Below are 26,630 nucleotides of genomic sequence, written 5' to 3'. Positions count from 1 at the left end.
TATCAATGCATCAAGAATTCGGCAAACCGGCTGGTTTGCGGGGATTGGAAAATGGCGGCGGTGCCGGATTCGATGATCCGCCCCTTCTCCAGATAAATCACCTGGCTGGCCACCTTGCGGGCAAAGTCGACCTCGTGGGTCACCACCACCTGGGTAATGCCGGTCTGGCTCAGGTTGCGGATGATCTCGGCCACCTCCTTGGTGATCTCGGGATCGAGGGCAGCTGTCGGCTCGTCAAACAGCAGCACTTCCGGGTCCATCATCAGGGTACGGGCAATGGCCACCCGCTGTTGCTGGCCGCCAGATAAACGTGCAGGCCAGGCATCGCGCTTGTCGGCCAGTTGCAGCTGGGCCAGCAGATAGGCCCCCTTCTCGATGGCGGCCTCCTTGCTCATGCCGAGCACCTTGACCGGCGCTTCAATCAGATTCTCCATCACAGTGAGATGTGGCCAGAGATTGTACTGCTGGAACACCATGCCCACCTTGCGACGCAGCAGTTGGGACTGGCGGTTGAATTCGGCAGCAGAGAGGGAGTTCGGGAAAGAAAATTCACTTTCGCCAATCCGCAGAACACCCGCATCCGGGGTGTCCAGCAGGTTCATCATCCGTAGCAGGGAACTCTTGCCAGCACCGCTCGGGCCCAGCAACACCAAGGTTTCACCGGGGGATGCCCGAAAGCTGACCTGTTGCAGAACCGGCACCTTGTGCCAGGATTTCTCGATACCTATTAATTCAATACCCATACAGCCCAATTGAATAAGTTTTCAAAATTTCATCCCGATTCTATCCCTAATGAAGGTCGATGCAAGCCATTTTTGAATCAATATGCAGAACAAGCGCCGCTTCCTTGCAAAAAACGGCATATGAATGCAAAATGGCCTCGCTGTTCGTATCTGCCGCCTGTGTCGCACAGGCCGCCACACCTCCTCATTCGTGAGACCAAGATGAAACACAACGACAAGCAAGAAAAACTGGCCAAGGCCTTTAAAGCCTTGCTGAAAGAAGAGCGCTTTGGCTCCCAGGCAGAAATCGTCACCGCTCTGCAAGAGCTGGGTTTCGAGAACATCAACCAGTCCAAGGTGTCGCGCATGCTGAGCCGCTTCGGCGCCGTTCGCACTCGCAACGCTAAGATGGAGATGGTCTACTGCCTGCCAGTGGAACTGGGCGTGCCCACCACCTCCAGCCCGCTCAAGAATCTGGTGCTGGACGTTGACCACAACGGCGCGCTGGTAGTGATCCACACCAGCCCGGGCGCAGCCCAGCTGATCGCCCGCCTGCTCGACTCCCTCGGCAAGGCAGAGGGGATCCTCGGCACCATCGCTGGTGATGACACCATCTTCATCACCCCGACCAGCGACACCGATATCGAAGAGCTCTACCTCTCCGCTCTCGAGCTGTTCGAACAGACTCCGTAATGGCCGCCACCGCGTCATAGCTGTCACGCCAGAACGAAAAATCCCGGCCAAGGCCGGGATTTTTGTTTTTTGCATTTTCGTCAGGCGGGCTTATTTACCCTGCGCCATCAAAAAACCTTCCGATGGGGCGAAGAAAGCCGCGCCGGTCACTGCCTTGGTGAAGCGCAGCAGGTGGTCGAAGTGGCTGCCCTCCCCCTTGTACATGCTGGCCAGCATGGCGTTGAAGTGCAGCGGTGTGCGGCAGCAAGAGATGAAGTAGAGCCCCTGCTCGCTCATGGTGCCCCAGGGCATGCTCTGGCGCAGGATCTCCATGGACTCCCCTTTCGGGGTCTTGAGGTTGACCCGCTTGATGTGGGCCGTCAACGGCTTGGCGGCAGACTCATACTCGATGTTGTCGGGCTTGGTGCGACCGATAATGTCTTCCTGCTCTTTTTGCGCCAGCTTCTCCCAGTCGCTCATGGCGTGGACCCAGCGCTGGACGTGGATGTAAGAGCCACCGGCAAACTCGCCCTCGGCCAGCAGCGCCACTTCGGCACGATGCTCATCTTGCGGGTTCTCTGTGCCGTCAACAAAACCGGTCAGGTCACGGCAATCCAGGTTGCGGAAACCGCGCACCTCTTCGGCCAGCTCCACCAGTCCGGCCAGCAGCGCCATCACGCGGTGACCGGCGTGGTGCAGCACGTCCACCCGATCGGCACGCAGCTGCACGAAGAGATCAAACGGGGTGTTGGGGGCTTCCTGACCGTTGGCGGATTGCGCCATAAAGCCACGGAACTGGGGCGGACGGGCAGCAGGATAGAGACCATCCCAGGTGTCGGCGCCAACGGCGACCAGACCGCTGAACCCGGCATCGGGGAAATCGGCGGCCACCGCCTGCCACAGGGCGGGCAACTTGGCCAGACGGCCGACCAGTTCGGCGGCATCGCCAGTGCGATTGAACATCAGATAGAGGGCGTGCAGATTCGGCTCTGCGCAGATCCCGGCTTGGGCTTTCATATATCTCTCCCCTGAGTAGGCGTTAGCGTTACGGGCTATTTGCGTTGCGCGATTATAAACCAGAGTTGTTCCAGTTCTTTGATTTCACGACGATATCACGCGTTCAGGGCAAAGGGTCAAACAACACCAATCCATGGGGGGCGACCTTGATGCGGGCCAGCATCCCTGCAAGGGGCTCGCCAATGCTCGCCTCAAGCTGCAGATCGCCACACTCGAACAGCACACGGCAGTGGTGGCCGAGGAACTGCTGCTCCACCACCTTGAGCTCGCCATCTGCGGCGCTCTCCAGCAACAACTGCTGGGGTCTGAGCATCAGCTGCAACTGCTCGCCCACAGCGCGACCATGAGGCTCGCTGCCACAGATGACCCCGAGCGCCGTCTGCACACAGTGGCTGTCCACCACCTCGGCGGCCAGATAGTTGACCCCGCCGAGAAACTCCGCCACGAAGCGGTTTTGCGGCCGGCGATAGAGCTGCTCCGGCTGACCCACCTGCTCGATATGACCAGAGCGAAACAGGGCCAGCCGATCGGCGAAGGCGAAGGCCTCCTCCTTGCTGTGGCTGACGAAGATGGCGCCGATCCCCTGCTGCTTGAGCAGGGCGCGGATCTCGAGGATCAACTTCATCCGCACCTGGGTATCGATGTTGGAGAAGGGCTCATCCAGCAGCATCAGACGCGGCTTGCACACCAATGCCCGGGCGATGGCCACCCGCTGCTGCTGACCGCCAGAAAGCTGGTGCGGATAACGATCCCCGAACCCCTGCAGATTGACCAGCGCCAGCGCCTCGTCCACCTGCTGCTGGCGGGCCCGGCGATCGAGTCGGGTCAGACCGAAGCCGACGTTGTCGGCCACCGTCAGGTGGGGGAAGAGGGCGTAATCCTGAAAGATCATCCCGATATTGCGCGCCTCGGGCGGCACGCTGGCACCGGGCCCATCGAGCAGGGTCTCGCCGAGGCGAATCGTGCCCTCGGCCAGCGGCAGCAAGCCGGCGATAGCCTTGAGCAGCGTGGTTTTGCCGCAGCCACTGGCCCCCAGCAGGCAGACGATCTCGTTGTCTGCCACCGTCAGGGAGAGCTGTTCCAGCACATTGCGGCCGTTGTAACGGCAACTGACATTTTCAACCTGCAAACAAGACAAGGCTGACTTCCTCTCGTTTCTGGCGGTGCGCTGCCTTTCGATCAGCGCACCGCATGCAATTTCATTGGCCGACGTGGCGACTCAGTGGCCCGGACTGTCCAGACTACGGTTGACCCAGATCAGCGGCAACAGCCCCACCAGCACGATGACGATAGCGCCCAGGGCGCCGCGCTCCAGCATCTCGTCCGAGACGAACTGGTAGACGTGGGTCGCCAGGGTATCGAAGTTGAATGGCCGCAGCAGCAGGGCGGCGGGCAGCTCCTTCATGGATTCGATGAATACCAGCATGGCACCGGCAAACAGACCACGGCGCACCAGCGGCAGATGAACCCGACGCAGCATGGCACCATCCCCCTGCCCCAAAGATCGGGCCGCCATGTCGAGACTGGGGGAGATCTTGCCCATGCTGCTCTCCACCGAGCCGATGGCGATGGCCACGAAGCGCACCAGATAGCCAAACACGATGGCGGTGATGGTGCCGGTCAACAGCAGGCCCGGTCCCTGACGCCCGAACCACTCGGCCAGATCGTTGATGGCAAAGTCAAGGGCGGTGAGCGGCACCAGCACCCCGATGGCGAGCACGGTGCCCGGCATGGCGTAGCCCATGGCGGCGATGCGCAGGGGCAGCAGGCTCTTGATCCCACCATCGAGACGGCGGAAGAAGCCGAGCAGCAGGGCAATCCCCATCGCCAGCAGGGCAGTAAGCGCCGAGATGAGCAGACTATTGCCCGCAAAGCGGACAAACTCGGGCGTCCACGACAATTCGAAGTAGCGCACCCCGTAATCGAGCAGGATGACGAACGGCAAACCGAAACCGGCCAGCACCAGCCCCCAGCACCAAAGACCAGCCAACCCACGGCTAATCCCCCTGAGCGGATAGCGCAGCGGCTGCTCATGGCCCATCGACTTCTGGAACACCTGCTGCCGACTGCGCGAGCGGCGCTCCAGCGCGATCAGCAACACCACCGCCAGCAGCATCAGGCAGGAGAGTTTGGCCGCTGTGGCCAGACTGCCGTAACCGAGCCAGGTGTCGTAAACCGCCGTGGTCAGGGTGTTGATGGCAAAGAAGTGGACGGTGGCGAAATCAGCCAAGGTCTCCATCGCCACCAGCGATACCGCCACCATGATAGCGGGGCGCGCCAGCGGCAGACTGAGGCGGCGAAAGCTCTGCCACGGCGTACAGCCGAGCAGGCGGCTGGAGTGGATCAGGCTGACCGACTGCTCCAGAAAAGAGGCGCGGGTCAGCAGATAGACATAGGGGAACAGCACCAGCGCCAGTACCCAGGCGGCGCCGCCAAGGGAGCGAATGGCAGGAAACCAGTAATCGGCCGGACTATTCCAGCCAAAGAGTGCGCGCAACCCGGCCTGTAGCGGGCCCGAGTAGTCGAGCAGATCGGTATAAACGTAGGCGACGATATAGGAGGGCATCGCCATCGGCAGCATCAGCGCCCATTGCAGGGCGCGCCGCCCCGGCACCTGACACATGGCCACCAACCAGGCGGTAGGCACGCCAAACAGCAGGCTGAGCAATACCACGCCGACCACCAGCCCCAGGGTATTGGCCAGATAATCGAGCAGCACGGTATCGGCGAGGTGGCGAAAGAGATCTCCCTCAGCCGAGAAGGCAGAGAAAACAAGGGCAATCACCGGTAAACCCAGCAGCAGGGCGGTGGCCCAGCTGCCGGTAATCCATCCAAAATTTTTCATGAGACCACAGAGGTTGATGGGGCCGTTGGCCCCATCTGATTACAAGTCGAACTTCACTTCATCCAGCAACTGCAAGGCGTCCTTGCGGTGCTTGGCATAATCGCTGACCGGTAGTGCGTCAGACTTGAAACTGCCCCAGGACTTGACCATGGCGGAAGGCTCGACCCCGGCCTTGACCGGATACTCGGCATTCACGTCCGCATACATGTGCTGGGCGGTGTCGCCAGCCAGAAACTCCATCAGCTTCTGAGCGGCCTCTTTGTTCTTGGCATACTTGGTCATGGCCACGCCGCTCACGTTGACGTGGGCACCGCGGTCAGCCTGGTTCGGGAAGTTGATATAGACCGCATCCGCCCAGGATTTTTGCGCCGGATCTTTCAACATGGCGCCCAGATAGTAGCTGTTGCCGAGCGACACGTCACAGATACCATCCTTGATCGCCTTGACCTGATCCCGGTCGTTGCCTTGCGGCTTGCGCGCCAGGTTGGCCTTGACCCCTTCCAGCCAAGTTTTGGTCTCGGCCATGCCGTGATGGGCAATCATGGAGGAGACCAGCGCCACATTGTACTCATGCTTGCCGCTGCGGGTGCAGATTTTCCCTTTGAATTCCGGCTTGGCCAGATCTTCGTAGCTGATGGTGTCGAGCTTGCCGAGACGATCCTTGCTGGAGTAGATGGCGCGCACCCGGGTGGTCAGGGCGAACCAACGATTCTCCGGATCACGATAGATGGAGGGGATGTTCTCCTGCAGGATCTTGCTGTCTACCGGCTGCACCAGCCCCTTGTCCACCAGATCGGTCAGACGGCTGATATCGACAGTCAGCATCAGGTCGGCCGGGGAGAGCTTGCCTTCCCGCTCCAGACGCTCGTTCAACCCCTCTTTGGCGAACACCACGTTCACCTTGATGCCAGATTCCTTCTCGAACTGCTGGATGATGGGCTTGATCAGCTCATCCTGCCGGTTGGAGTAGACATTCACTTCCCCGGCCGCCAATGCCGATTGAGCCGCCAACGCAGAGAAAGCCAGTGCCAACATCTTCATTTTCATCATCCATTCCTTGATTTGCTATGCAGAGTGATAACGATTTCCGTTTGCATTCTGCATACATCTTATGAGCGGATCAAGAACGCTCGCCGTCGCCACATCACATATTTAATCTCCCCTAAATGAAAAGGGCCGGATGGAATCCCATCTGGCCGCTTCTTACCAAAACATTATGTAAATCAGGCTTCAATAAGCTCTCACCCCATCGAATTCCCCGAGGTCGGGAGGTCAGCAGATCTGTACGTCACGGCTGCGATTCATCACAGCGCCTCGTCGTCACTCTCGCCGGTGCGGATCCGCACCGCTTGCAGCAAGTCGTAGACAAAAATCTTGCCGTCGCCGATCTTGCCGGTATAGGCCGCCTTGCAGATCGCCTCGATCACCCCTTCCACGTTATCATCAGCGGTGGCAATCTCCAGCTTCACCTTGGGCAGGAAGTCGACCTGATACTCGGCTCCCCGGTATAATTCGGTGTGTCCCTTCTGACGGCCAAACCCCTTGACCTCGGACACGGTCAGTCCTTCCACCCCCAGGTTGGCAATAGCCTCGCGGACATCGTCCAACTTGAACGGTTTGATAATCGCACTAATCAGCTTCATCTGGTTGCTCCCAATCCATGGTGTGTCATGAATCGGGTTTCAATTCTTATGCCAAGTATTTTTATTGTTTTATTTCATATAGATAGAGTTTAATGCCTGCGCCATTCGCCAGGCACATCCCCATAACCGGCCAGCACGCCCCATAATGAGGCACCATGCTGCAGCGGCCAGCGGGTATGCACCAAACAAGAGCAAAACAGCATGTTAGTTATCTCCAACAGCATCACCCTGCCCTGGCATGAGCTGCAATTCCAGACCATGCGAGCACAGGGCAACGGCGGACAGCACGTCAACAAGACCGACTCCGCCGTCTGGTTGCGCTTCGATTACCGCAACTCTCCCAGCCTGACGCCCCTCTACAAGGAGGGTCTCGACAAGCTGAGCGACAGCCGGGTACACGATGGCTTTATCATGATCCGGGTCGAGAGCCATCGCAGCCAAGACATGAACCGCAAGGAGGCGATGAGCCGTCTGGTGGAGTTGCTGAAGAAAGCAGCCTGGCGCCCCAAAGCCCGCCATGCCACCAAGCCGACCCGCAGCTCCCAGCGCAAACGGGTCGATGCCAAAAAGCGCAAGGGGGATATCAAATCCGCCCGCGGCAAGCCGGTTCTGGACTGAGCCGCCCCAGCCCCCAAAGGATGTCAGCCGATGAGATACAGTTTTTGCGACAACGCCCGCGGCCCGCTGCTGGTCGCCATCGACGAGGATGGCCTGCGCCACGTGGAGTTCATGCAAGGGGAGCGGCCCGTCATGCCGCAAGCTGACTGGCAACGGGATGACAAGGCGCTGGCACCCTATCTCGCCCAGTTCACCGCCTATTTCGCCGGAAAGTTGCAGCAGTTCGACCTGCCCACGGCAGCGAAGGGCACCCCGTTCCAGCAAACGGTGTGGCGCGCCCTGTGTGATATCCCCTATGGCGAGACCGTCAGCTATCTCGAGATTGCCCAGGCTATCGGCAATCCTAAAGCGGTGCGGGCGGTGGGCGCTGCCAATGGCCGCAATCCGCTCAGCATCATAGTGCCCTGCCATCGGGTGATCGGACGCAGCGGCGATCTGACCGGCTATGCTGGCGGCATTCCCATCAAGCGCTGGTTGCTGGCACTGGAACAGGTGGGCACGGCATTCGAACTGGCCCCATGACATAGGTAGTCTTCCGGCGGAAGTGATGGCCAATGTCGCCACAAAACTGAAGGGTTTTCAGCTAGAGGACACGCCTTGCTGACAAGATGAACAGAAAATGAAGAATTGCCTCAGAACTACTTCAGATTGCAACGGGCATAGTGACCCTATGCTTGAATGTGACAGCTTATCCGCTTATTCAAGTAGCACCCATGTGACGCTTCCAATCTGTCTTTTTCCCCGCGCCTCCTCTGAGGCGCTTTTTTTGTGCCAACACAACAGGCCAACCCTCTGACTGAGTGACCTGAGCAGCACACGCTCTGCACCAACGCAAAAACAAAGAGGCAAAGGATCATCCTTCGCCTCTTTGTTATCAGGAGTAGCTACTCGCTCTGGGGCAAAAACTGCAGTTCTGGCGTAGAGGAGGTCAGCACATCTGCGCAGTAATCCCAGGTGGATATCCGGTAGTGCTGCAGATCTTCATCCAGATGCAGGCCGTCAGACTCTTGATGGAACCAGCTGGCAAAGCGGGAGGGGGTGATAAGCTGGATCTGCTCTTCGATGGAGTGACTCTCCTTTCCCTCGGTCAAGTCGCAATCCTCGACCACCCGCAAAGCGTAAATATGGCGAAAATGCACCCGACAAAGAATTTGGGGAGGCAGATCTATGCTCCGCGCCCGGCCCAGCATGATGGTCAGGGAGTCGCTCCAGAGATCCTGATGCAGCTCGGCAACGACCAGTCCGGGGGGGAGCTGGCGGGACGGAGCCCAAGGTACGGCAACCTGCCGAATGGCATTTTTCTGTTCCATAACTCACCTCGCAACAACTCACTCCCTGTCTTGAGTCTATCTGAACCACATTGTCCCGGCGAAGACAATCAATGAGCAGTAAAAGCGGGCAATAAAAAAGCCGACGTATCAAACGTCGGCGAATAAAAAGTGCTTACAACAGAGGATTCATATATTCAGACCTGCGAGTCGGAAGATTGGTTCCCTCTTTTTGTAATTAATTTTCGGCACGTTTAAACATCAGGGTGCTGGCATCCGACTCTTCCGGCACGAAGTAGTAACCCTCCGCGTTGAAAGTGGTCAGTTGCTCCACCTCGGTCAGCCGCTGCTTGATGATGTGGCGGGCCATCATGCCGCGCGCCTTCTTGGCGTAGAAGCTGATGATCTTGAACTGGCCGTTCTTCTCATCCTTGAACACCGGCGTGACAATCCGCCCTTTCAGGCTCTTGGGCCGTACCGACTTGAAGTACTCGTCGGATGCCAGATTGATCACTACCTCATCCCCCTGCGCGGCCAGCGCGTCGTTGAGGTGGTGAGTGATCACCTCGCCCCAGAACTGGTAGAGATCCTTGCCGCGGCGATTGTCGAGCCGGGTCCCCATTTCCAACCGGTAGGGCATCATCAGATCGAGGGGGCGCAGCACGCCGTAGAGACCGGAGAGCATCCGCAGATGCCCCTGAGCGAAGTCCAAATCGGCCTCGCTGAAATCCTCGACGGCCAATCCGGTGTAGACATCCCCCTTAAAGGCCAACATCGCCTGACGGGCGTTGGCCGGCGTGAAGTCTGGCTGCCACTGCGCAAACCGGGCAGCATTAAGACCCGCCAGCTTGTCGCTGATCTTCATCAGGCTGGCGATCTGATCCGGGCTCAGTTGGCGAGCCCGGCTAATCAGCTCGGCGGAGTGATCAAGCAATTCAGGTTGGGTGAAACGGGGGGTCACCAGCGGTGACTCGTAATCCAGCGTTTTGGCCGGGGAAACCACAATCAGCATAACGTTCCTTTATGGCGAGGGGCCGAACTACAGCACGGCCCCATGATTCATTCATCCAGCGTTACATTATCCAGCATGCCGGTACCGAGAGTATCCTGACCGGAGAGTTTGATTTGCAAGCGCAAATCATTGGCCGAATCGGCATGGGCGAGGGCCTCACTGTAGCCAATCTGGCCAGCACAGAACAGCTTGAACAACGCCTGATCGAAAGTCTGCATGCCCAACTCAGAGGATTTGGTCATCACCTCCTTGAGCCGGTGTATCTCACCCTTGCGGATGATATCGGTGATCAGCGGGGTATTGAGCAGCACCTCGAATGCCGCAAAACGCCGCTTGCCATCCATGCTGGGCACCAGCTGCTGGGCAACGATGGCCTTGAGATTGAAGGAGAGATCGAACAGGAACTGACGGTGTTTGTCTTGCGGCACCAGATGGAGAATGCGATCCAGCGCCTGATTGGCGTTGTTGGCATGCAAGGTGGCGAGACAGAGGTGGCCCGTCTCGGCAAACTGCAGGGCAAACTCCATGGTCTCCTGACTTCGGATCTCGCCGATCAGGATCACATCCGGTGCCTGACGCAGCGAGCTTTTCAGCGCCACATCGAATGACTCGGTATCGATCCCCACCTCTCGCTGGGTCACCAGACAACGGCCATGCTGATGGACGAACTCCACCGGATCTTCCACCGTCAGAATGTGGCCATCGGCATGCTGGTTGCGATAGCCAATCATTGCCGCCTGGGTGGTGGATTTACCCGCCCCGGTAGCCCCGACAAACAGCACCAATCCCCGCTTGGCCATCGCGACCTCTTGCAAGATATTGGGCAGTTGCAGGTCTTCAAAGGTGGGGATGCGGGTTTCGATGCGGCGCACCACCATGCCGGGCTGCTCCTGCTGCCAGAAGGCGCTGACCCGAAAGCGGCCAAGGGCCTCACGATAAATCGCGTAGTTGGCCTCTTTGGTGCGGATATAGCGCTCGAAGTGATCGTTGCTCAAGGTATCCCTGACCAGCGTCAGCGCCCCCTTCTTGTCGAGCACCTCCCCCCCCAGCGATACAAGATGACCGTTCACTTTGAGGGTGGGCGGTGAGCCCACCGTCACAAACAGATCCGATCCCTTTCGCTCGACCAGCTGGCTCAGCAGATCATCCAGATTCATTATCTCTCCCTCCCTGGGTTTGGCGTCCTTAAATACTGTTGGGATCAACCGCCTTGACCTTGGCATCGAGGGATGCCACCACGCCGCGGCTAACTAGCTGCTTCAGGCTCTGATCCATGGTCTGCATGCCGTGAGTCATCCCGGTCTGGATCACCGAGTAGAGCTGGGCGATCTTATCCTCCCGGATCAGGTTACGCACCGCCGGAATGCCCATCATGATCTCGTGGGCCGCTACCCGGCCGCCACCAATACGCTTGAGCAGGGTCTGGGAGATAACCGCCCGCAGGGATTCGGAGAGCATGGAACGCACCATGTCCTTCTCCGCACCGGGGAAGACGTCGATGATACGGTCGATGGTCTTGGCCGCCGACGAGGTGTGCAGGGTGCCAAACACCAGATGGCCGGTCTCTGCCGCAGTCATGGCGAGGCGAATAGTCTCGAGGTCACGCATCTCGCCCACCAGAATAATGTCCGGGTCTTCCCGCAGAGCCGAGCGCAGGGCGTTGCTGAAGCTCTTGGTATCCCGGTGCACTTCCCGCTGGTTCACCAGACAGCGTTTGTTCTCGTGAACGAATTCGATTGGGTCTTCGATGGTGAGAATGTGGTGGTGGAAGTTCTCATTGATGTAGTTGACCATGGCCGCCAGGGTGGTCGACTTACCAGAGCCGGTCGGGCCGGTCACCAGCACCAGACCTCGGGGAAATTCCGAAATTTTTCGAAAAATCTCCGGCGCATCAAGATCTTCCAGGCTCAGCACAGTGCTGGGGATGGTCCGGAATACTGCGCCTGATCCGCGGGATTGCTGAAAGGCGTTAACCCGGAAACGGGCCAGATTGGGCACCTCGAACGAGAAGTCGACTTCGAAGTTCTCTTCCAGCTCCTTGCGCTGGTGATCGTTCATGATGTCATAAATGAGGCTATGTACTTCTCGATGTTCGAGGGCGGGCAAATTGATCTTGCGCACCTCACCATCAACCCTGATCATCGGGGGAACACCGGCCGAGAGGTGTAGATCCGAGGCTTTATGCTTTACACTGAAAGCCAATAACTCTGTGATATCCATAGACTTGTCATTCTCCCATCACAAGATCACTAACGAAATATGAACCAGATTGCCCAGCACCTGTTTCAGGTAAAGGAACGTATTGCCCAAGCCGCTGCGCGGGCAAACCGCAACCTGCAGCAGATCCGCCTGCTTGCCGTCAGCAAGACCAAGCCTGCCGAGGCGGTCATGGCTGCCCATGCCGCAGGTCAGCGCTGTTTTGGCGAATCCTACGCCCAGGAAGCGGCGACCAAGATCGATGCCTTGCGCCAGCAGCCGGAATATTGCGACATAGAGTGGCACTTTATCGGCCCTTTGCAATCGAACAAATCCAAACTGGTCGCCGAACGGTTTGACTGGGTACAGAGCGTGGATCGGGACAAGCTGATCGACCGCCTCAACAACCAGCGCCCGGCCAGCATGGCACCGCTAAATATCTGTCTGCAAATCAATATTAGCGGAGAGAGCAGCAAATCCGGAACGTCGGAGCAAGAGATTTTCCGTCTCGCCGAACTGGTTTCTCACAGTGAGCGGCTGGTATTGCGAGGAGTGATGGCCATTCCCGAGCACACCAGCGATGAAAATGTATTGGCCACCCAAATGACCCGTATGCAGACTCTGTTCACCGAGCTTGCGCGACAATACCCCACGGTTGATACCCTCTCGATGGGCATGACCGAAGATCTTGAGCTGGCCATCGCCCACGGTAGCACCATGGTGCGGGTCGGCACCGCCATCTTCGGCGCCCGTGACTACTCATAAGCAGGGCTGGCGGATAACAAATACATCCACCCCTTGCAGCGACTTCATCAACAGGAGCGTTTGATGGAACACCGAATGTTGGCGTTAGCCTGTGCAGGCAGCACAAGCTGTGCCGTGACCGCATGTGCAACAGGAGCATCTGATGCAGCATAGAACTCTGGCCTTTATCGGCGCGGGCAACATGAGCCGCAGCATCATTGCCGGACTGGTCAAGGCGGGCTATCCCGCCGGGCAGATCACCGCCGCCAACCCAAGCATGCCCAAGCTGCAGGCGCTGGCCAGCGACTACGGCATTCGCATCACCCAGTCCAATATCGAGGCGACCCGCAATGCCGAGGTGATCGTGCTGGCGGTCAAACCGCAGCTGATGGCCGGCATGCTGGCAGCGCTGGTTGCCGAGCTGGGTTCCCTTGAAGGCAAGCTGCTGATCTCCATCGCAGCCGGTATCAAGGTGGAGCGCCTTGGCGAGATGGCCGGTGGCCACCACCGCATCATCCGCACCATGCCCAATACCCCGGCCCTGCTGGGTCTGGGAATGACCGGCCTCTATGCGCCCGAGCATATTGCCGCCAGCGATCGCGACTTTGCCGAGCAGATGATGCAGGCCGTCGGCAAAACCCTCTGGGTGGAGCAGGAGTCTGGTATCAACGGCGTCATCGCCGCTGCGGGCAGTGCCCCGGCATACTTCTTTCTCTTTATGCAGGCCATCGCCGAAGAGGCAGAGGCGATGGGCTTCTCACCCGAGCAGGCACGCCTGTTGGTACAACAAACCGCGCTGGGCGCAGCCGCCATGGTGGAGCAAAACCCAAATATATCGCTGCAGACCTTGCGTGAGCAGGTCACCAGCAAGGGTGGCACCACCTTTGAGGCGATCAACACCTTCCAGCAGCAGGGGCTGATGCCGCTGACTGCCCACGCCATGCAGGCTGCCGTTGCTCGCGCCGCCGAAATGGAAACACTCTTCTAACAGGAGCCCAGATGAACACTGCTTACTTTCTGATTAACACCGTTTTTGATCTCTACCTGATGGTGGTGCTGTTGCGCGCCTGGTTGCAGTGGGCTCGCGCCGACTTCTACAACCCGATGAGCCAGATGGTGGTCAAGTTGACCAATCCGCTGGTGATCCCGCTGCGCCGTGTTATCCCGGGCTTTGGCGGCATCGATCTCGCCTCCGTGGTACTGGCGCTGCTGATCGCATTTGCCAAGCTGGCGCTGCTCAAAAGCATGAACGTACTGCTGGCGGATTGGCTCAACATCAGCCTGTTCGCCGCCCTCACCGTGCTGAAGAAAGCGGGCTCGATGATCTTCTGGGTGCTGCTGATCCGCGCCATCCTGAGCTGGGTCAGCCAGGGTCGCAACCCCATCGAATACGTGATGCATCAGCTGACCGAGCCCTTCCTTGCCCCTATCCGCCGCATCCTGCCGGCACTGGGCGGGTTGGATCTCTCGGTGCTGGTCGCCTTTATCGGCCTGCAAGCCATCAACTACCTGCTGGGCGACCTGTTCGGCCAGCTGTGGTGGATGATTTGATGCCAGCCGTCCTGCAACAAGGGGATGAACTGGTACTGCATCTGGTGATCCAGCCCAAAGCGAGTCGGGATCAGATCATCGGATTGCATGGCGAAGAGCTGAAAGTGGCCATCACGGCGCCGCCCGTCGATGGCCAGGCCAACAGCCATTTGATCAAGTTTCTGGCCAAGCAGTTCAAGGTGGCCAAGGGGCAGGTCACCATAGTGCGGGGCGAGCTGGGGCGGCACAAAACCGTCGCCATCGACAGCCCCAAACAGTGGCCGCCAGAAGTGAGTGCACTGTTGAATGACCAGCAAGGCTGAATGAGTCGGCCTGTGCCAACCGTAGATATGAGAGGGATGACAGATGAAAACAGTCTGGATGAGTGGCTTACTGGCACTGCTGATGACCCTGCCACTCAAGGCAGAACAGATGAAGGAGCTGGGGCCCTGGCAGGTTCACTACAGCGCCTTCAACTCCAGCTTCCTCACCCCCGAGGTTGCCAAAGCCAACGGGCTGGAGCGCAGCCGTTACAACGCCATCATCAATATTGCGGTGCAAGACAAACAGGGGAAAGCACAGGCGGTCGGTATCACAGGTGAGGCCAAGAACCTGACCGGCACCATCCGCACTCTGAGCTTTCAGGAGGTAAAAGAGGGGGATGCCATCTACTATCTGGCGACCCTCCCCTACCGCAACGAAGATACCTATCAGTTCACCCTGAAGATCATGGGCGGCGGGCAGCAACAGAACCTCACCTTCCAGCAGACCTTCTACGTCGACTGAATGTGAGCGATAGAAACAACAAGGGCGCCATCACGGCGCCCTTGTTGTTTTCAAATCTGACACTCGCCTGGTTACAGCGCGAGGAACAGACCGGCCAGACAGGCGCTCATCAGGTTCGCCAGCACGCCGGAGAGAATGGCGCGCATGCCGTAACGGGCGATGAAGGATTTGCGCTCCGGCACCATGGAACCCAGACCGCCGATCAGGATCGCCATGGAGGAGATGTTGGCAAACCCGCACAGGGCGAAGGTCACGATGGCCTTGCTCGACTCGCTCAGGGTCTGATCCTGCACCAGACCGATAAAGGCGACGAACTCGTTGACCACGATCTTGGTACCGATCAGCGCGCCAGCGGCCTGTGCCTGATCCCAGGGCACACCGATCAGCCAGGAGACGGGGGCAAACAGCCAACCCAGAATAATCTGGAAGCTCAGATCCAGCCCCACCAGACCGCCAGCCCAGCCGAGCAGTCCGTTCAGCATGGCAATCACACCGACGAAGGCCAGCAGGGTGGCACCGACCGCCACCGCGATATTGAGGCCGGACATGGCACCATCGGCCGCCGCTTCGATCACGTTGGTGGCACGGGGGATCACCACATCCTGATGGTGATCGACCTCGCCTGCACTCGGCGGCACCAGGATCTTGGCCATCGCCAGACCGGCAGGGGCCGACATGAAGGCGGCGGCGATCAGGTATTTCAGCTCAACCCCAAGGCTGGCATAGCCCACCAGAGTACCACCGGCGACGGAGGCGAGACCACAGCTCATCACCGCGAAGAACTGGGAATCAGACATTTTGGAGAGGTAGGGTTTGACCACCAGCGGCGCTTCCACCATACCGACGAAGATGTTGGCGGTGGCGGAGAGACTCTCGGCACGGCCAGTACCCAGCAGCTTCTGCAAGCCACCGCCCAGCAGGCTGATCACCCGCGGCATGATGCCGATGTGGTAGAGGATGGCGATCACCGCAGAGAAGAAGATGATGACCGGCAATACGTTGAAGGCAAAGATGAAGCCCAGCTTGAACTTGGCCAGATCACCGAACAGGAAGGCGATCCCCTCCTGACCATAACCGATCACGCTGCTGACGCTTTCGCTGACCCCGTTAAGCACGTGCTGACCGGCAGGCAACCAGAGCACCAGACCGGCAAAGATGACTTGCAGGCAGAGGGCGAGGCCAACTGTTCGCAGCGGGATACGACGACGATTATCAGAACAGATCACGGCAAGCGCCAGGATACTCAGGATGCCGAGCAGGGCAATCATAGGGACTCCATCAGGTGGGGCAAAAGATGGGCGCGGATTCTGCGCCTCTCACCCCATCACTGCAAGTCCGCTTGGTTACAGGCTTGTTGGAAAAAACGTTTGTACGATATCGGTTGCGCCAACTGGCTGATTTGGCTCAATTTTAGTTTCATGCGAAAGCCAGCGTTTTTATATGGAAACGATTATTCCTCCGTGCCGGACAATTTACCCCCAAGCCAGGGTGCCAACCGCTGTTCCCAATAGGGTTCAGCGCCAAAGCGGGCCTTGAGGAAATCGATGAACAGCCGGATCTTGGGATCCAGGTGTTCGCGCCGGGCATAAACGGCATGCAGCGCCATCTGCTGGTTCGGCCGCCACCCGGGCAGCAACGGGATCAGCTTGCCGCTCTGTAACTCCTTGTCCAGCAGGTAGTTGGCGATATAGGCGATGCCCAGACCTGCCAGCGCCGCATCGCGCACCGCTTCCGCCATATCCACCCGATAGTTGCCCGCCACCTGTACCGTCTGGCGCTCCTTGCCCTGGCGAAACGACCACTGGTGATAGCGGCGTTCGCGGCTCTGGTAGGTGATGCAGTTATGCTGGGCCAGATCCTTCGGATGGAGCGGGGTGCCGTGACTCAGCAGGTAATCCGGCGAGGCCGCCACCACGAAGCCGATGTCGGCCAGCCGTTGGCCTACCAGCCCTTCGGGCTTGTCCTCATAGGTGGTGAGCCAGAGATCCAGCCCCTCATCCACCAGATTGGTTCTGTGGTCGAACAGCGAGACCTCCAGCTCCAGCTCGGGATAGCAGTCCTGAAACCCCTTGAGGTGAGGCAGAACATGGAGGCGGCCGAATGATTGACCCACCCCAAGATGGAGCACGCCGCTCACCTTGCCGCGCCGCTCGGCGATCATCGAGTCCGCCTCCTGCGCCACCGCCACCAATGCATGGCAGTGACGGGCATACTCCTGACCCAGCTCGGTCAGGACGAAGCGGCGGGTGGTGCGCTGCACCAGCTGAGCACCGAGGGTGGTCTCCAGCAGTGCCAGCTGCTTGCTGATATGGGATTTGGAGACCCCGAGACGACGGGCGGCGGCAGAGATCCCCTGCTCGCGCACCAGCGCATCGAAGATCACCATTTGAGGGAGACGTTGCAGCACAAAATAACCAGATTGAGTGGCGGGAGTCCATTATTCCAGAGCCGCCCGCCAAGGGGTAGGGTCAGAGCCCCAGCGCCCGGGTGATCTGCAACTTGAGGGGATCGTCAGCCGGATTCTGGTTGGCGCCGTAACTGGCGATCAGCTTGCCATCGCGCCCCACCAGATACTTGTGGAAGTTCCAGTTCGGCTCATCCCCGTCAGCGGCTGCAGCCAGCCCCTTGAACAGCGGCACCGCATCGGAGCCACTCACCGCCACCCGATTGAACATAGGGAAAGTGACCCCGTAGTCGCGACGGCACACCTCGGCGGTCTTGGTCTCGTTGCCCGCCTCCTGCCAGAAGTCGTTGGAGGGGAAGCCCAGAATAATCAGTCCTTTATCCTTGTAGCTCTGGTAGAGCTTCTCCAGATCGCGGAACTGGCCGCTGTAACCGCAGTAGGAGGCGGTATTGACCACCAGTACCACCTTGCCCTCGGTCAGCTGACAGAGGTTGTGGCGCTGGGCATTGTTGAGCTCCCGCATCTCCACATTGAAATAATCGGGGCACGCCGCAGAGGCCGCACCTGCCCCCAATAACAGCAACAGAGTGAACCATTTCATCGCCAAGACTCCTTTTGTTTTGTCCATCATACGCGGTTACCAGAGCCGCAGTTCACTCTCAATGCAGGGGAATGCCGGTCAGCCAGCCGTGGCCCCAGAAAACCAGTAATGCGGTAGCCACCAAGCCAGCCCCGACGCTGATGCCGGTGCCGGTCCAGTTAGCTGCCGGACGGGGATATCGCTGCCAGTCCCGCACCGAAATCCAGATGATGCTCACCAGCGCCCACAAGCCGATGCCGCCAAACAGCACCAGCGATCGCGCCTCGCTATTGACCAGCAGATGGGCCACCGCCCACAGCAGGGTGCCGAGCAGTTGGGGATGCACCAGCCAACGGCGCAGATGGTTGGGCCCCTGACCGGAGAAGAAGAGGATCAGCGCAAAGGGCATCATCACCGTCATGGTCATCGGCCCCCACTCGGGCAGGAAGTAGAGCGGCAACGAACTGGCACTGCGCCAACCGGCGATGATGCAGGCGATGGCGACAAACACCAGCAGGGAGAAGAGCCCCTTGTAGCGATTCTCACCCAGCCGTTCGCGCACCCGCGCCCGATGGGCCATGGCAAAACAGGGGTAGAGATGGATCAGGGTAAACAGCGCAACCCCCAGAGTCAGCAGGAACATGAGTCTCTCCTTGTACTTGGTACGACCACTATGCCGCAAAGGGAGAGGTGCGCCTATAGAAAGCAGTGGCACGACGGCAAGCCAGCAGAGGGAGGAAGATAAAAAAGCCGACCTCGATGGGTCGGCGAAAAGTGCTAAGGGCAACCGGATTTCTCATCAAATGAGAATGGCCCCTCACGGGCCAAGGGATGGCCGCCGCCCGAATATCGGGCGGCAACCAAATCAGATCAACGGGGCAGCCGATAGAGCGCGGCCACGTTGCGCGCGGTCAGCTCGATATTGGTGCTGGCGGTGGCCAGTGCTTCCGGCAGGGACATGGCGCGGTTGACCACGGCGAATACCGCATCCAGTCCATGCTCGTGCACCACACCGCAGTCGTCGGTCAGACAACCGGAGATACCGATCACCGGCTTGCCGAACTGCTTGGCGCAACGTGCGACACCGATTGGCGTCTTGCCGTGAATGGTCTGGCTGTCGATACGACCTTCGCCGGTGATGACCAGATCCGCATCGGCCACTTCATCGGCCAGCTTCAGGGCTTCGATCACAATCTGGATGCCGGGCTTGAGCTCGGCACCAAGCAGGCCAACCAGCGCGGCGCCCATGCCACCGGCGGCTCCGGCACCGGGCAGATCCTTCACCTGTTTGCCGAGCGCCTGTTCGATGCAATCAGCGTAACGGGCAAGGTAGCCATCGAGCTGCGCCACCATCTCGGGGGTCGCGCCCTTCTGCGGGCCAAACACCGCGGAGGCCCCTTTCGGACCGCACAGCGGGTTATCCACATCGCAGGCCACTTCGATAACCAGATCGCTCAGACGCGGATCCAGACCGCTCAGATCGATGGACGCGAGCTCGGCCAGACCGGCACCACCCAACGCGATGGCAGAGCCATCGGCTTTGAGCAACTTGCCACCGAGCGCCTGGATCATGCCGGCACCGCCGTCATTGGTGGCACTACCGCCGATACCGAGGATCAGGTGTTTCACCCCCATCTCCAGCGCAGCCAGGATCAGCTCACCAGTGCCGAAGCTGGAGGTGAGCAGCGGATTGCGCTGCTCCGGCGCCACTAGATGAATGCCGGAGGCGGCGGCCATCTCGATGACGGCGCGCTCGCCATCTCCCAACAGGCCGACGAAGCCCTGCACCTTGTTGCCAAGGGGCGCGGTCACTTCGACCGGCAGGATGTGACCACCGGTGGCATCCACCAAGGATTGCACCGTGCCTTCGCCGCCATCGGCCATCGGCAATTTGACGTAGGTGGCATTTGGCAGCACCTGTTTGAAACCGGCCTCGATGGCATCAGCCACCGCCATGGCGCTCAGACTCTCCTTGAATGAATCGGGGGCAATAACAATTTTCATATCAATTCCTTAGGCGAGGCCAAACACGCCAAACATCAGGGTGGAGACAGTTGCAATGGTCAGACCGACCGCAGTTTCGTAAGGGATGAGCTTGAGGCGCTCACCCACGCCCATGTGGACACTGCCACCGGTAGCGTGGAAGAAAGAGCCGTGAGGCATATGGTCAAACACGGTGGCACCGGCATGGATCATCGCCGCCCCGGCCAGACTGCTGATCCCCAGTTCAATCAGGGTGGAGCTGAATACGTTGGAGGCCACCACGGTACCGGCTGTGGTCGAGGCGGTCGCCAGTGACATCATGGCACCGGAGATGGGTGCCAGCAGGTAGGAGGGCAGACCGGAGGCGGTCAGGCCGCTGATCAGTACATCTTTCAGGCCGGAGTTGGCGATGATGCCTGCCAGGGTACCGGTACCCAGCAGCATGATGGCGACCGGCGCCATGCGAGCAAGACCCGCGACCGCAAACTGGTTCACCTTGCTGAATTTACCCATCATCAGGGCACCGACCAGACCGCCGAGGGGCAGTGCAATCAGCGGGTCCACCACGATACCGGCGACCGGACGCAGGGCCAGCAGCAGGATGGCGACCAGCGGCGCACTGATGGCGGCGGCAAAACCCGGCAACTTGGCACCGTCAAAGCTCACCACCTCGTCGGCGGCAACCTTGCTGCCCTTGTTGTTCAGCCGTTTGGCCAGCCAGTAGGCCATCACCAGACCGAACAGACCCGGGATGATGCCCGCCGCCATCACCGAGGTGAGAGGCAGATGGAAGGCGTCAGCCGCCGCGATGGCGTTGGGATTGGGGGACATAACGTTACCCGCCTTGCCGCCGCCGATCATCGCCAGCAGGATGGCCGCCTTGGAGAGGTCGGCACGGCGGGCAATGGCCAGCGCAATGGGGGCGACCGTGATGACGGCCACGTCCACGAACACGCCGACTGCAGTCAGGATCAGGGTCGCCAGCGCCAGTGCCAACAGGGCACGGGTTTCACCCAGCTTCTTGACGATGGTCTCGGCGATGGTGGTGGCGGCGCCAGATTCGATCAGTACGCCAGCCAACACACCGGCCGCCAGGATCCGCATCACCGCCGTGGTGATCCCTTGGGCGCCACCGATCATCAGGGCGACGGTCTGGGTCAGATCGGCGCCGCCAATCAGGCCACCGGCCAGGGCACCCACGATCATGCCGTAAGCCGGCGGAACCTTCTTCAGAATAAGGAAGATGGCGATGGAGAGCGCAGCGATGGCGCCAAGCGCGGTAACTGGGATCATGACGGGCACCTTGGATAGATAGAGTGCTCGCCATTATGGGGATGCCAAGAGATAAATCTTTAGACGAAACGACAAATAAAAGGCAGTGAAAAGCAGATTAATTGTAAAAAATCACAATCACATGCTCAGATTAAGCCCCAGATAAAGCTGAAATTTGTCGTCTAACTTGTTGAAATTCAACCCGGTTATCTGCTCGATCCGGCCCAGCCGATAACGCAGGGTATTGGGGTGGATAAACAGCGCCTCGGCACAGCGATGCAGATCACAATCCTGCAAGAAATAGTGGCGCAGGGTCTTCTGCAAAGCGCCTTTGGAGTCCTCCTTGGCAAGCCTCAGCAAGGGGGCGCGCAACTGATCCGCCTGCCAGGAGTCCATCAGACTCCCCAGCAGCACCGGTAAGCGGTAATCCTCGAAGAAGTAGACCTGCTTGCGCGGTGCCTGCCGCATGCCACGGCGCAAGGTATCCCGCGCCGTCTGGTAAGAGCGCGTCAACCCGTCGATGCCAGCGAAGTAATCGCCCACCGCGATATGCACCTTGAAGTGGGGAATCCGCGCCAACAGCTGTTTGATCCGGTTACGTTCCTGCTCCGATTGCCAGACGCCATCGCTCAATTGCGCCGGTTTGAGCACCACTATCTCGTCGAGACCATGGATGGCCACTAAATTGTCCCGCTCCGGGTTTTCCAGCTGATGAACCAGCTCTCTTAACCGGGCGGGATCCGCCTCCTCCAGCGCCAGCACGGCCACCACCCGAGGCTGGGCCAGATCCAGCCCGAGAAAACGGGCCGCCTGTTGCAGCTGATCGACCCGCCCCTCGCCACGGATAAGCTGCAGCACCAGCTCCTCCTTGTGGCGCTTGTCCCACTGCAGCTGTTCGGTGAGTGCCGCCTGCTCCAGGATCAGTTCTGCCGTCATTCGCACCAGCTCGGCGTAAGCACGAACTTCTTCCGGATCGCCGGAAATACCGATCACCCCGAGCAGTTCCCCCTGATAGGAGATGGGCAGATTGATACCGGGCCGCACCCCCTTGAGCTGCAGGGCTGTCGCCTCGCTGATCTCCACCACCCGGTTCTCGGTCAATGCCAGTACGGCCCCTTCGTGGCGCTGATGGATCCGCTCCGGATTACCAGAAGCGATAATGAGGCCGCTCTCGTCCATCACGTTGACCGAGAACGACAGGATCTTCATCGCTCGACTGACTATCTGATGGGCAAGGCTCTCATTTAGCTGCATAACATCTCCGGACAATAGGCGGTTTGGACGGTGCTGCCTGGCACCAACCCGCAGCAGATGGGCGCAAAGATGCCACATCATCAAGACAAGCGAGAGGGGGATCGCTAGAATAGGCCACTTTACCCGATGTGTGCCCCGCCATGGAGCAGGAATTGCGTGTTTGCACCCGCCTGTCCGTGATGGCCCATCCCTCCGATATGGACTGCGCTATGGATTATGAGTTTCGCCGCGACCCGTTTGGTGGCTATCGCGCCCGGTTCTCCATGGGCCATGAAGCCATCGGTCAGTGGCTGATCGACGAAGTTGGCAAGGATGAAGAGAAGCTCGACGAGCTATTCTCCATCATTGACCAGCTATCCAACCGCACCCGGGTCGAATACCGGCTCAATGGTGGTGATTACTCCCTGCTACTGACCCATGAAGAGGCGGAGGTGAAAGCCAACGCCCTCAATATCGAGCTGGATGAGGATCTTGACGATCTCGCCTACTACGATGATGAACAGCTGGCCATGTGCGGGCTGGAAGATTTTGCCCAGGTGCTCGGCTCCTGGCGCGCCTTTATCCGTAACGAGGATATGGGCTGATTAACCCAATGTCGGGCAAACTTGCCCTTTTGCCTAACCCAACAGGATTGACTATGTCTATTTACGATTTTGATGACGAACTGCCAGAAGACGAAGAACAGGAATCTACCCAGAAAGCGGCCGTGCCTGCCAAGAAGAAAGGCAAGCAAGTGATGAACACTCAGGTTAACTTGAGCCCGCGCGATGCCAGCCGTTTGAATGGTATCCATATTGAAGCGATCGCCACGCTGGACGACGTCAGCCTGCCGAAGAACGTCATCTTCAAAGCAGGCCTGATCGCCCTGGGCGAGCTGAAAGCCGACAAACGTGCCGATATCATCGCCCGCGTGATCGCTGAATCCGGTCGCTAATCCCCCGGGAAAACCGACTGGCCGGCGTATCGCCCATTGCGGCGATACTAAACGCCGAAAAAATCAAAGCCGGAGCCACTGCTCCGGCTTTGTTGTATCTGTCATCCCCTTCAGTACTTACTGTTGCTCACAGCGGAGCAAGCGGGGCTGCACCCTGGGCACCAGCTTGTCGTAATAACCGCTGGCACGAGCCGCCGCCAGTGCTTCGTTGAACCGCTCTATCAGCTCGATCCCGCCCGGTACCTGACGCGAAACCAGCAAATAGAAGGTATCACTCTGGCGAAAATAGGGTAACGACTGCAGGTGATGGGGATCGCCAAAGACCGCCATGCTGGCATCTGCCGTGACTGCATCGTTCATCGGCATCAGGTCAACCCGCTTGAGTTCGAGCATACGCAAGCACTGCGCCAGCGTTTTGGGGCGAATGAGCTGCAAAGAGAAACTGGCGATCACCTCATCTGCGTGGCTGGTACTCCAGCCCGCGGGAATACAAACCCGCAGCCCCTGCCACTTGCCATCAAGCACAGCCTCACTGCCTCGATAGGTAAACCAGGAGAGGTGATCGATATGGATGGGGGCACTGTAGTAGAAGAGTTTTGCCCGTGCCCGCGTCCAGGCGTAGGGGTAGGTGGCGGATGCCAGACCATTGCGAGTCAGCTCATAACCCCGGTTCCAGGGCAGGTAGTCCACCTTCAGATCCTGATAACCCGCCTCGCGCAACAGGGTCGTCACCAGCCGGGTACTCTGACCGCCATCCGCCAGCGCAGCGCCGGTATAGGGTGAAAAATCCCCGGTCACCAGCGACAACGGAGCACCGGATACCCATCCACACCAACAACAGAACAACCACCCATAGCGCTTCATCACCACCCCCTTCTTACTCTGTTACTGAGTATAGGAGAGCGGCTTGGAAAACCCGGTCGAGTTGCCTTGCGGACGATGCCCCTGCTAAGGTGCAGCCCTTTCACTACAGAGGTGTTTCGATGTTACCCCTACCCGATACCCTGATCTGGGGCGCACTGGCGCTGGCCACCCTGCTCTGTCTGGCACGACAACGGCTGCCCGGTTTCCTGCTGCTGGCGGTAGCCCTGCTACTGGCGCTCTGGCTGGATCGCATCACCACTGCGGCCCTGTCGGTGTCGCTGGCAGCCCTGTTGCTGGCATGGCGTCTGCCGTCATTGTCAGGCCATCGCCGTACCCTGGCATGGAGCGTGCTGTTGGCATGGGCAGTGGCACTGACCCTGCACCTGGTTCCCGGTTTCAGCAATCTCAAGGTGCTGGATCAGGCGCTGGCGGGCCCCGCCAGCGTGCCGTTCAACATGTACCTGAACCTCGACAAACCGCTGCTCTTCTTCGGCTTGCTGCTGGCCTGCCCGACCCTGCTCGGCAAAGGAGGTGCCATCCGTTGGCGGCCGCTGGCCATGTTGCTGCTGCCGCTGGGGGCCCTGCAGGTGATCGCCTGGCAGTTGGGGGCATTGCGACCGGAAGTGGGACTACCTCACTGGTGGTGGCTGTTCGCCCTGAACAACCTGCTGTTCACCTGTGTGGCGGAAGAGGCGCTGTTTCGTGGCGCGATCCAGCAGAGGCTGGCAGAACGCTACCGCCCCTGGATGGCCATTGTCGTGGCCGCCATGCTGTTCGGCGCCATCCACCTGCCCGGCGGCCCACTGCTGGCGCTGTTTGCAACCCTGGCTGGCTGCTGCTATGGCCTGGCATTCCAGCTAAGCGGGCGGCTCTCGGTGGCAATCCTGATCCACTTCGCCTTCAACTTCGCCCATCTGGCGCTCTTTACCTACCCGCTGGCACGTACATGACCCTCAGCCGCGTGGCGTCTTGCCTTTGAACGCCTTGACGCTGCGCTTGGCCTGAGTACGACGATTGGCCTGCTTGTCACGGGCCGGGCGCTTTCCCTCGCCGCTGGCGGGCTGGTCGGTCACCGGGAATCCGGCCAGATCGCCCAGCGGCAGCTCGCGGCCGGTCAAGGTCCGAATAGCCGTCAGGATCTCGCTCTCGCCATGGCAAACCAGCGAGATAGCCAGCCCCTCGCGGCCAGCCCGGGCGGTACGGCCAATACGGTGCACATAGACGGGGGCGCTGGCGGGCAAGTCCAGATTGATCACCACCGGCAGCGCCTCCACATGGATGCCACGCGCCATCAGATCGGTAGCCACCAGCACCCGCACCCGACCCTCCTTGAAATCGGCGAGCGCCTGCTCGCGCACCACCTGATCCTTCTCGCCATGAAGGGACGCTACCGCAATGCCGGCTTTAGCCAGCTTCTTAGCCACCCCATCGGCGTCATCCCGCGCACTGATAAAAACCAGCACCTGCGGCCACTCTTGCTCCTTGAGCAAACTGATCAGCGCCGGTACCTTGCTGCTCTTGTTGACCAAAAAGAGCTGCTCTTCAATCTCGTTCACCACGCTGTTGAGCGGATTGGCCTCGATGCGGATGGGCTCGCGCAACAGGCCGTTGGCCAGCGTCTCCAGTTCGACAGGCAAAGTGGCCGAGAAGAGCAGGGTCTGGCGATCCGCCGGAATAAAGCCGAGCAGCGCCTTGATATCGGGTGCAAAGCCCATCTCCAGCAGGCGATCCGCCTCATCCAGCACCAGCAGTTGCAGACCATCCAAGCCCAGCAGTTGCTGAGTCAGCAGATCCCGCAGCCGCCCCGGCGTTGCCACCAGCAGCTGTGGCCCGTGCGCCAGCTCGGCCTGTTGCCGCTCCTGCGCAACGCCCCCACACAGCGTCACTATGCGCAGTCCAAGCGCCTCGGCCCCCTCTGTTAGCGCGGCAGTGACCTGAATCGCCAACTCGCGGGTCGGCACCAGAATCAACCCCTGAACCTGGCTGGAGGCAGGATCCAGCCGTTGCAGCAGCGGTAAACCAAACGCCAGGGTCTTGCCGCTGCCGGTCTGGGCCAGTGCCAACAGATCCTGCCCCGCCAGTGCCGCCGGAATGGCCAACTGCTGGATGCGGGTCGGGCTGTGCAAGGTGGCTGGCAAAGAGGCCAGCAGAGCGGGATGGAGGGCAAGTTCACTAAAGGTCATGGCGCTACGTCAACAAAGAAGTGGGAGGCGAAGTCTAGCCAGCCAGCCTCCATAAGTAAAAGGGCGTGGCCCGGCATTCGCTAAAAGAGGCACCGGCGAAGTA

30 protein-coding genes are annotated in these 26,630 nt (G+C 59.6%); 11 read left to right on the top strand and 19 right to left on the bottom strand.

The features are described 5' to 3' along the window. Positions 1–2: 2 nt before the first annotated feature. Positions 3–743 carry an ATP-binding cassette domain-containing protein gene (locus BN4575_RS04920; RefSeq protein ID WP_068977371.1) on the bottom strand — a complete coding sequence of 247 codons (741 nt, stop codon included), beginning with the start codon at positions 741–743 and terminating at the stop codon, positions 3–5. Positions 744–944: 201 nt separating this feature from the next. Here BN4575_RS04920 and argR point away from each other — a divergent pair, with 201 nt between their 5' ends. Then, positions 945–1,415, top strand: a complete 471-nt coding sequence (gene argR, locus BN4575_RS04915; RefSeq protein WP_005340378.1) for a transcriptional regulator ArgR — start codon at positions 945–947, stop codon at positions 1,413–1,415. Between the two features lie 90 nt (positions 1,416–1,505). Here the strand turns inward: argR and BN4575_RS04910 are convergent, their stop codons facing one another. The 5 genes from BN4575_RS04910 to glnK form a co-directional block, all read right to left on the bottom strand. Continuing rightward, positions 1,506–2,411 (bottom strand): Dyp-type peroxidase, encoded by a 906-nt coding sequence (locus tag BN4575_RS04910; RefSeq protein ID WP_068977370.1) that lies wholly within the window; start codon positions 2,409–2,411, stop codon positions 1,506–1,508. A 103-nt stretch (positions 2,412–2,514) separates the two neighbouring features. Continuing rightward, positions 2,515–3,549, bottom strand: a complete 1,035-nt coding sequence (locus tag BN4575_RS04905; RefSeq protein ID WP_068977369.1) for an ABC transporter ATP-binding protein — start codon at positions 3,547–3,549, stop codon at positions 2,515–2,517. A gap of 81 nt (positions 3,550–3,630) precedes the next feature. Next, positions 3,631–5,256 (bottom strand): ABC transporter permease, encoded by a 1,626-nt coding sequence (locus tag BN4575_RS04900; RefSeq protein WP_068977368.1) that lies wholly within the window; start codon positions 5,254–5,256, stop codon positions 3,631–3,633. 39 nt (positions 5,257–5,295) lie between these two features. Continuing rightward, positions 5,296–6,303: a Fe(3+) ABC transporter substrate-binding protein gene (locus BN4575_RS04895; RefSeq protein WP_141689725.1), complete on the bottom strand. Its 1,008-nt coding sequence runs from the start codon at positions 6,301–6,303 to the stop codon at positions 5,296–5,298. A 257-nt stretch (positions 6,304–6,560) separates the two neighbouring features. After that, positions 6,561–6,899, bottom strand: a complete 339-nt coding sequence (gene glnK, locus BN4575_RS04890; protein ID WP_005341406.1) for a P-II family nitrogen regulator — start codon at positions 6,897–6,899, stop codon at positions 6,561–6,563. A gap of 201 nt (positions 6,900–7,100) precedes the next feature. Here glnK and arfB point away from each other — a divergent pair, with 201 nt between their 5' ends. Both arfB and BN4575_RS04880 read left to right on the top strand, forming a co-directional pair. After that, a complete protein-coding gene (gene arfB, locus BN4575_RS04885; protein ID WP_068977366.1) occupies positions 7,101–7,517 on the top strand; it encodes an alternative ribosome rescue aminoacyl-tRNA hydrolase ArfB in 417 nt (138 codons plus the stop codon). A gap of 30 nt (positions 7,518–7,547) precedes the next feature. Next, positions 7,548–8,039 carry a methylated-DNA--[protein]-cysteine S-methyltransferase gene (locus BN4575_RS04880; protein ID WP_068977365.1) on the top strand — a complete coding sequence of 164 codons (492 nt, stop codon included), beginning with the start codon at positions 7,548–7,550 and terminating at the stop codon, positions 8,037–8,039. Positions 8,040–8,401: 362 nt separating this feature from the next. Here the strand turns inward: BN4575_RS04880 and BN4575_RS04875 are convergent, their stop codons facing one another. From BN4575_RS04875 to tapT, 4 genes are all read right to left on the bottom strand, one after another. Continuing rightward, positions 8,402–8,827 carry a hypothetical protein gene (locus tag BN4575_RS04875; protein WP_042024223.1) on the bottom strand — a complete coding sequence of 142 codons (426 nt, stop codon included), beginning with the start codon at positions 8,825–8,827 and terminating at the stop codon, positions 8,402–8,404. Positions 8,828–9,023: 196 nt separating this feature from the next. Next, positions 9,024–9,797 carry a peroxide stress protein YaaA gene (yaaA, locus tag BN4575_RS04870; RefSeq protein ID WP_068977364.1) on the bottom strand — a complete coding sequence of 258 codons (774 nt, stop codon included), beginning with the start codon at positions 9,795–9,797 and terminating at the stop codon, positions 9,024–9,026. A 47-nt stretch (positions 9,798–9,844) separates the two neighbouring features. Further along, positions 9,845–10,954, bottom strand: a complete 1,110-nt coding sequence (tapU, locus tag BN4575_RS04865; RefSeq protein ID WP_068977363.1) for a type IVa pilus ATPase TapU — start codon at positions 10,952–10,954, stop codon at positions 9,845–9,847. Positions 10,955–10,982: 28 nt separating this feature from the next. After that, complete coding sequence (tapT, locus tag BN4575_RS04860; RefSeq protein ID WP_042024218.1) at positions 10,983–12,017, bottom strand: type IVa pilus ATPase TapT; 1,035 nt, start codon at positions 12,015–12,017, stop codon at positions 10,983–10,985. Between the two features lie 39 nt (positions 12,018–12,056). Here tapT and BN4575_RS04855 point away from each other — a divergent pair, with 39 nt between their 5' ends. The 5 genes from BN4575_RS04855 (at position 12,057) to BN4575_RS04835 (ending at position 15,053) form a co-directional block, all read left to right on the top strand. After that, positions 12,057–12,758 carry a YggS family pyridoxal phosphate-dependent enzyme gene (locus BN4575_RS04855; RefSeq protein ID WP_068977362.1) on the top strand — a complete coding sequence of 234 codons (702 nt, stop codon included), beginning with the start codon at positions 12,057–12,059 and terminating at the stop codon, positions 12,756–12,758. A gap of 142 nt (positions 12,759–12,900) precedes the next feature. After that, positions 12,901–13,725: a pyrroline-5-carboxylate reductase gene (gene proC / locus BN4575_RS04850; RefSeq protein WP_068977361.1), complete on the top strand. Its 825-nt coding sequence runs from the start codon at positions 12,901–12,903 to the stop codon at positions 13,723–13,725. An 11-nt stretch (positions 13,726–13,736) separates the two neighbouring features. Further along, positions 13,737–14,288, top strand: coding sequence for a YggT family protein (locus tag BN4575_RS04845; protein ID WP_068977360.1), 552 nt, complete (start codon positions 13,737–13,739; stop codon positions 14,286–14,288). Then, positions 14,288–14,590 (top strand): DUF167 family protein YggU, encoded by a 303-nt coding sequence (gene yggU / locus BN4575_RS04840; protein WP_068977359.1) that lies wholly within the window; start codon positions 14,288–14,290, stop codon positions 14,588–14,590. The genes BN4575_RS04845 and yggU overlap by 1 nt, the downstream gene beginning before the upstream one ends. A 43-nt stretch (positions 14,591–14,633) precedes the next feature. Then, positions 14,634–15,053: a DUF4426 domain-containing protein gene (locus BN4575_RS04835; RefSeq protein WP_068977358.1), complete on the top strand. Its 420-nt coding sequence runs from the start codon at positions 14,634–14,636 to the stop codon at positions 15,051–15,053. 71 nt (positions 15,054–15,124) lie between these two features. Here the strand turns inward: BN4575_RS04835 and BN4575_RS04830 are convergent, their stop codons facing one another. From BN4575_RS04830 to BN4575_RS04800, 7 genes are all read right to left on the bottom strand, one after another. Next, positions 15,125–16,321 carry a NupC/NupG family nucleoside CNT transporter gene (locus tag BN4575_RS04830; RefSeq protein ID WP_068977357.1) on the bottom strand — a complete coding sequence of 399 codons (1,197 nt, stop codon included), beginning with the start codon at positions 16,319–16,321 and terminating at the stop codon, positions 15,125–15,127. A gap of 182 nt (positions 16,322–16,503) precedes the next feature. Then, positions 16,504–17,439: a LysR family transcriptional regulator gene (locus BN4575_RS04825; RefSeq protein WP_068977356.1), complete on the bottom strand. Its 936-nt coding sequence runs from the start codon at positions 17,437–17,439 to the stop codon at positions 16,504–16,506. An 82-nt stretch (positions 17,440–17,521) separates the two neighbouring features. Continuing rightward, positions 17,522–18,058, bottom strand: coding sequence for a glutathione peroxidase (locus tag BN4575_RS04820; protein ID WP_042024200.1), 537 nt, complete (start codon positions 18,056–18,058; stop codon positions 17,522–17,524). Between the two features lie 58 nt (positions 18,059–18,116). Continuing rightward, on the bottom strand, positions 18,117–18,680 hold the full coding sequence (locus tag BN4575_RS04815) for an NnrU family protein (RefSeq protein ID WP_068977355.1): 564 nt from the start codon (positions 18,678–18,680) through the stop codon (positions 18,117–18,119). A 227-nt stretch (positions 18,681–18,907) separates the two neighbouring features. Then, a complete protein-coding gene (locus BN4575_RS04810; protein ID WP_068977354.1) occupies positions 18,908–20,041 on the bottom strand; it encodes a glycerate kinase in 1,134 nt (377 codons plus the stop codon). A gap of 9 nt (positions 20,042–20,050) precedes the next feature. Further along, positions 20,051–21,313: a GntP family permease gene (locus tag BN4575_RS04805; RefSeq protein WP_042024193.1), complete on the bottom strand. Its 1,263-nt coding sequence runs from the start codon at positions 21,311–21,313 to the stop codon at positions 20,051–20,053. A 117-nt stretch (positions 21,314–21,430) separates the two neighbouring features. Further along, the gene (locus BN4575_RS04800; protein WP_068977353.1) at positions 21,431–22,546 is read right to left on the bottom strand and encodes a sugar diacid recognition domain-containing protein; all 1,116 of its coding nucleotides are present in this window, start codon (positions 22,544–22,546) and stop codon (positions 21,431–21,433) included. A gap of 209 nt (positions 22,547–22,755) precedes the next feature. Between BN4575_RS04800 and BN4575_RS04795 the strand changes: the two genes are divergently transcribed. Then, positions 22,756–23,130, top strand: a complete 375-nt coding sequence (locus BN4575_RS04795; RefSeq protein ID WP_042024453.1) for a YacL family protein — start codon at positions 22,756–22,758, stop codon at positions 23,128–23,130. Between the two features lie 53 nt (positions 23,131–23,183). Beyond that, positions 23,184–23,480: a hypothetical protein gene (locus BN4575_RS04790; protein ID WP_042024188.1), complete on the top strand. Its 297-nt coding sequence runs from the start codon at positions 23,184–23,186 to the stop codon at positions 23,478–23,480. Between the two features lie 117 nt (positions 23,481–23,597). On the opposite strand, the gene BN4575_RS04785 is transcribed toward BN4575_RS04790, so the two are convergent. Further along, entirely contained in the window at positions 23,598–24,344 is a 747-nt protein-coding gene (locus tag BN4575_RS04785; RefSeq protein ID WP_068977352.1) for a substrate-binding periplasmic protein, read from the bottom strand. A gap of 119 nt (positions 24,345–24,463) precedes the next feature. On the opposite strand from BN4575_RS04785, the gene BN4575_RS04780 reads away from it, so the two are divergent. Then, on the top strand, positions 24,464–25,294 hold the full coding sequence (locus BN4575_RS04780; RefSeq protein ID WP_068977351.1) for a CPBP family intramembrane glutamic endopeptidase: 831 nt from the start codon (positions 24,464–24,466) through the stop codon (positions 25,292–25,294). 3 nt (positions 25,295–25,297) lie between these two features. Here the strand turns inward: BN4575_RS04780 and BN4575_RS04775 are convergent, their stop codons facing one another. Continuing rightward, positions 25,298–26,527, bottom strand: coding sequence for a DEAD/DEAH box helicase (locus tag BN4575_RS04775; protein ID WP_042024183.1), 1,230 nt, complete (start codon positions 26,525–26,527; stop codon positions 25,298–25,300). Positions 26,528–26,630 lie beyond the last annotated feature (103 nt).

This window comes from Aeromonas sp. EERV15, assembly GCF_900079845.1.
Lineage (GTDB): Bacteria > Pseudomonadota > Gammaproteobacteria > Enterobacterales > Aeromonadaceae > Aeromonas > Aeromonas sobria.
Note: the sequence above shows the minus strand (reverse complement) of the source record. Positions and strands in the feature narration are given on the sequence as shown.

What these genes read in the sequence shown, in the direction of transcription:
- BN4575_RS04920 (WP_068977371.1), bottom strand. Translation starts at nt 743, where the DNA reads ATGGGTATTGAATTAATAGGTATCGAGAAATCCTGGCACAAGGTGCCG.
- argR (WP_005340378.1), top strand. Translation starts at nt 945, where the DNA reads ATGAAACACAACGACAAGCAAGAAAAACTGGCCAAGGCCTTTAAAGCC.
- BN4575_RS04910 (WP_068977370.1), bottom strand. Translation starts at nt 2,411, where the DNA reads ATGAAAGCCCAAGCCGGGATCTGCGCAGAGCCGAATCTGCACGCCCTC.
- BN4575_RS04900 (WP_068977368.1), bottom strand. Translation starts at nt 5,256, where the DNA reads ATGAAAAATTTTGGATGGATTACCGGCAGCTGGGCCACCGCCCTGCTG.
- BN4575_RS04895 (WP_141689725.1), bottom strand. Translation starts at nt 6,303, where the DNA reads ATGAAAATGAAGATGTTGGCACTGGCTTTCTCTGCGTTGGCGGCTCAA.
- glnK (WP_005341406.1), bottom strand. Translation starts at nt 6,899, where the DNA reads ATGAAGCTGATTAGTGCGATTATCAAACCGTTCAAGTTGGACGATGTC.
- arfB (WP_068977366.1), top strand. Translation starts at nt 7,101, where the DNA reads ATGTTAGTTATCTCCAACAGCATCACCCTGCCCTGGCATGAGCTGCAA.
- BN4575_RS04880 (WP_068977365.1), top strand. Translation starts at nt 7,548, where the DNA reads ATGAGATACAGTTTTTGCGACAACGCCCGCGGCCCGCTGCTGGTCGCC.
- BN4575_RS04875 (WP_042024223.1), bottom strand. Translation starts at nt 8,827, where the DNA reads ATGGAACAGAAAAATGCCATTCGGCAGGTTGCCGTACCTTGGGCTCCG.
- yaaA (WP_068977364.1), bottom strand. Translation starts at nt 9,797, where the DNA reads ATGCTGATTGTGGTTTCCCCGGCCAAAACGCTGGATTACGAGTCACCG.
- tapU (WP_068977363.1), bottom strand. Translation starts at nt 10,954, where the DNA reads ATGAATCTGGATGATCTGCTGAGCCAGCTGGTCGAGCGAAAGGGATCG.
- tapT (WP_042024218.1), bottom strand. Translation starts at nt 12,017, where the DNA reads ATGGATATCACAGAGTTATTGGCTTTCAGTGTAAAGCATAAAGCCTCG.
- BN4575_RS04855 (WP_068977362.1), top strand. Translation starts at nt 12,057, where the DNA reads ATGAACCAGATTGCCCAGCACCTGTTTCAGGTAAAGGAACGTATTGCC.
- proC (WP_068977361.1), top strand. Translation starts at nt 12,901, where the DNA reads ATGCAGCATAGAACTCTGGCCTTTATCGGCGCGGGCAACATGAGCCGC.
- BN4575_RS04845 (WP_068977360.1), top strand. Translation starts at nt 13,737, where the DNA reads ATGAACACTGCTTACTTTCTGATTAACACCGTTTTTGATCTCTACCTG.
- yggU (WP_068977359.1), top strand. Translation starts at nt 14,288, where the DNA reads ATGCCAGCCGTCCTGCAACAAGGGGATGAACTGGTACTGCATCTGGTG.
- BN4575_RS04835 (WP_068977358.1), top strand. Translation starts at nt 14,634, where the DNA reads ATGAAAACAGTCTGGATGAGTGGCTTACTGGCACTGCTGATGACCCTG.
- BN4575_RS04830 (WP_068977357.1), bottom strand. Translation starts at nt 16,321, where the DNA reads ATGATTGCCCTGCTCGGCATCCTGAGTATCCTGGCGCTTGCCGTGATC.
- BN4575_RS04825 (WP_068977356.1), bottom strand. Translation starts at nt 17,439, where the DNA reads ATGGTGATCTTCGATGCGCTGGTGCGCGAGCAGGGGATCTCTGCCGCC.
- BN4575_RS04820 (WP_042024200.1), bottom strand. Translation starts at nt 18,058, where the DNA reads ATGAAATGGTTCACTCTGTTGCTGTTATTGGGGGCAGGTGCGGCCTCT.
- BN4575_RS04815 (WP_068977355.1), bottom strand. Translation starts at nt 18,680, where the DNA reads ATGTTCCTGCTGACTCTGGGGGTTGCGCTGTTTACCCTGATCCATCTC.
- BN4575_RS04810 (WP_068977354.1), bottom strand. Translation starts at nt 20,041, where the DNA reads ATGAAAATTGTTATTGCCCCCGATTCATTCAAGGAGAGTCTGAGCGCC.
- BN4575_RS04805 (WP_042024193.1), bottom strand. Translation starts at nt 21,313, where the DNA reads ATGATCCCAGTTACCGCGCTTGGCGCCATCGCTGCGCTCTCCATCGCC.
- BN4575_RS04800 (WP_068977353.1), bottom strand. Translation starts at nt 22,546, where the DNA reads ATGCAGCTAAATGAGAGCCTTGCCCATCAGATAGTCAGTCGAGCGATG.
- BN4575_RS04795 (WP_042024453.1), top strand. Translation starts at nt 22,756, where the DNA reads ATGGATTATGAGTTTCGCCGCGACCCGTTTGGTGGCTATCGCGCCCGG.
- BN4575_RS04790 (WP_042024188.1), top strand. Translation starts at nt 23,184, where the DNA reads ATGTCTATTTACGATTTTGATGACGAACTGCCAGAAGACGAAGAACAG.
- BN4575_RS04785 (WP_068977352.1), bottom strand. Translation starts at nt 24,344, where the DNA reads ATGAAGCGCTATGGGTGGTTGTTCTGTTGTTGGTGTGGATGGGTATCC.
- BN4575_RS04780 (WP_068977351.1), top strand. Translation starts at nt 24,464, where the DNA reads ATGTTACCCCTACCCGATACCCTGATCTGGGGCGCACTGGCGCTGGCC.
- BN4575_RS04775 (WP_042024183.1), bottom strand. Translation starts at nt 26,527, where the DNA reads ATGACCTTTAGTGAACTTGCCCTCCATCCCGCTCTGCTGGCCTCTTTG.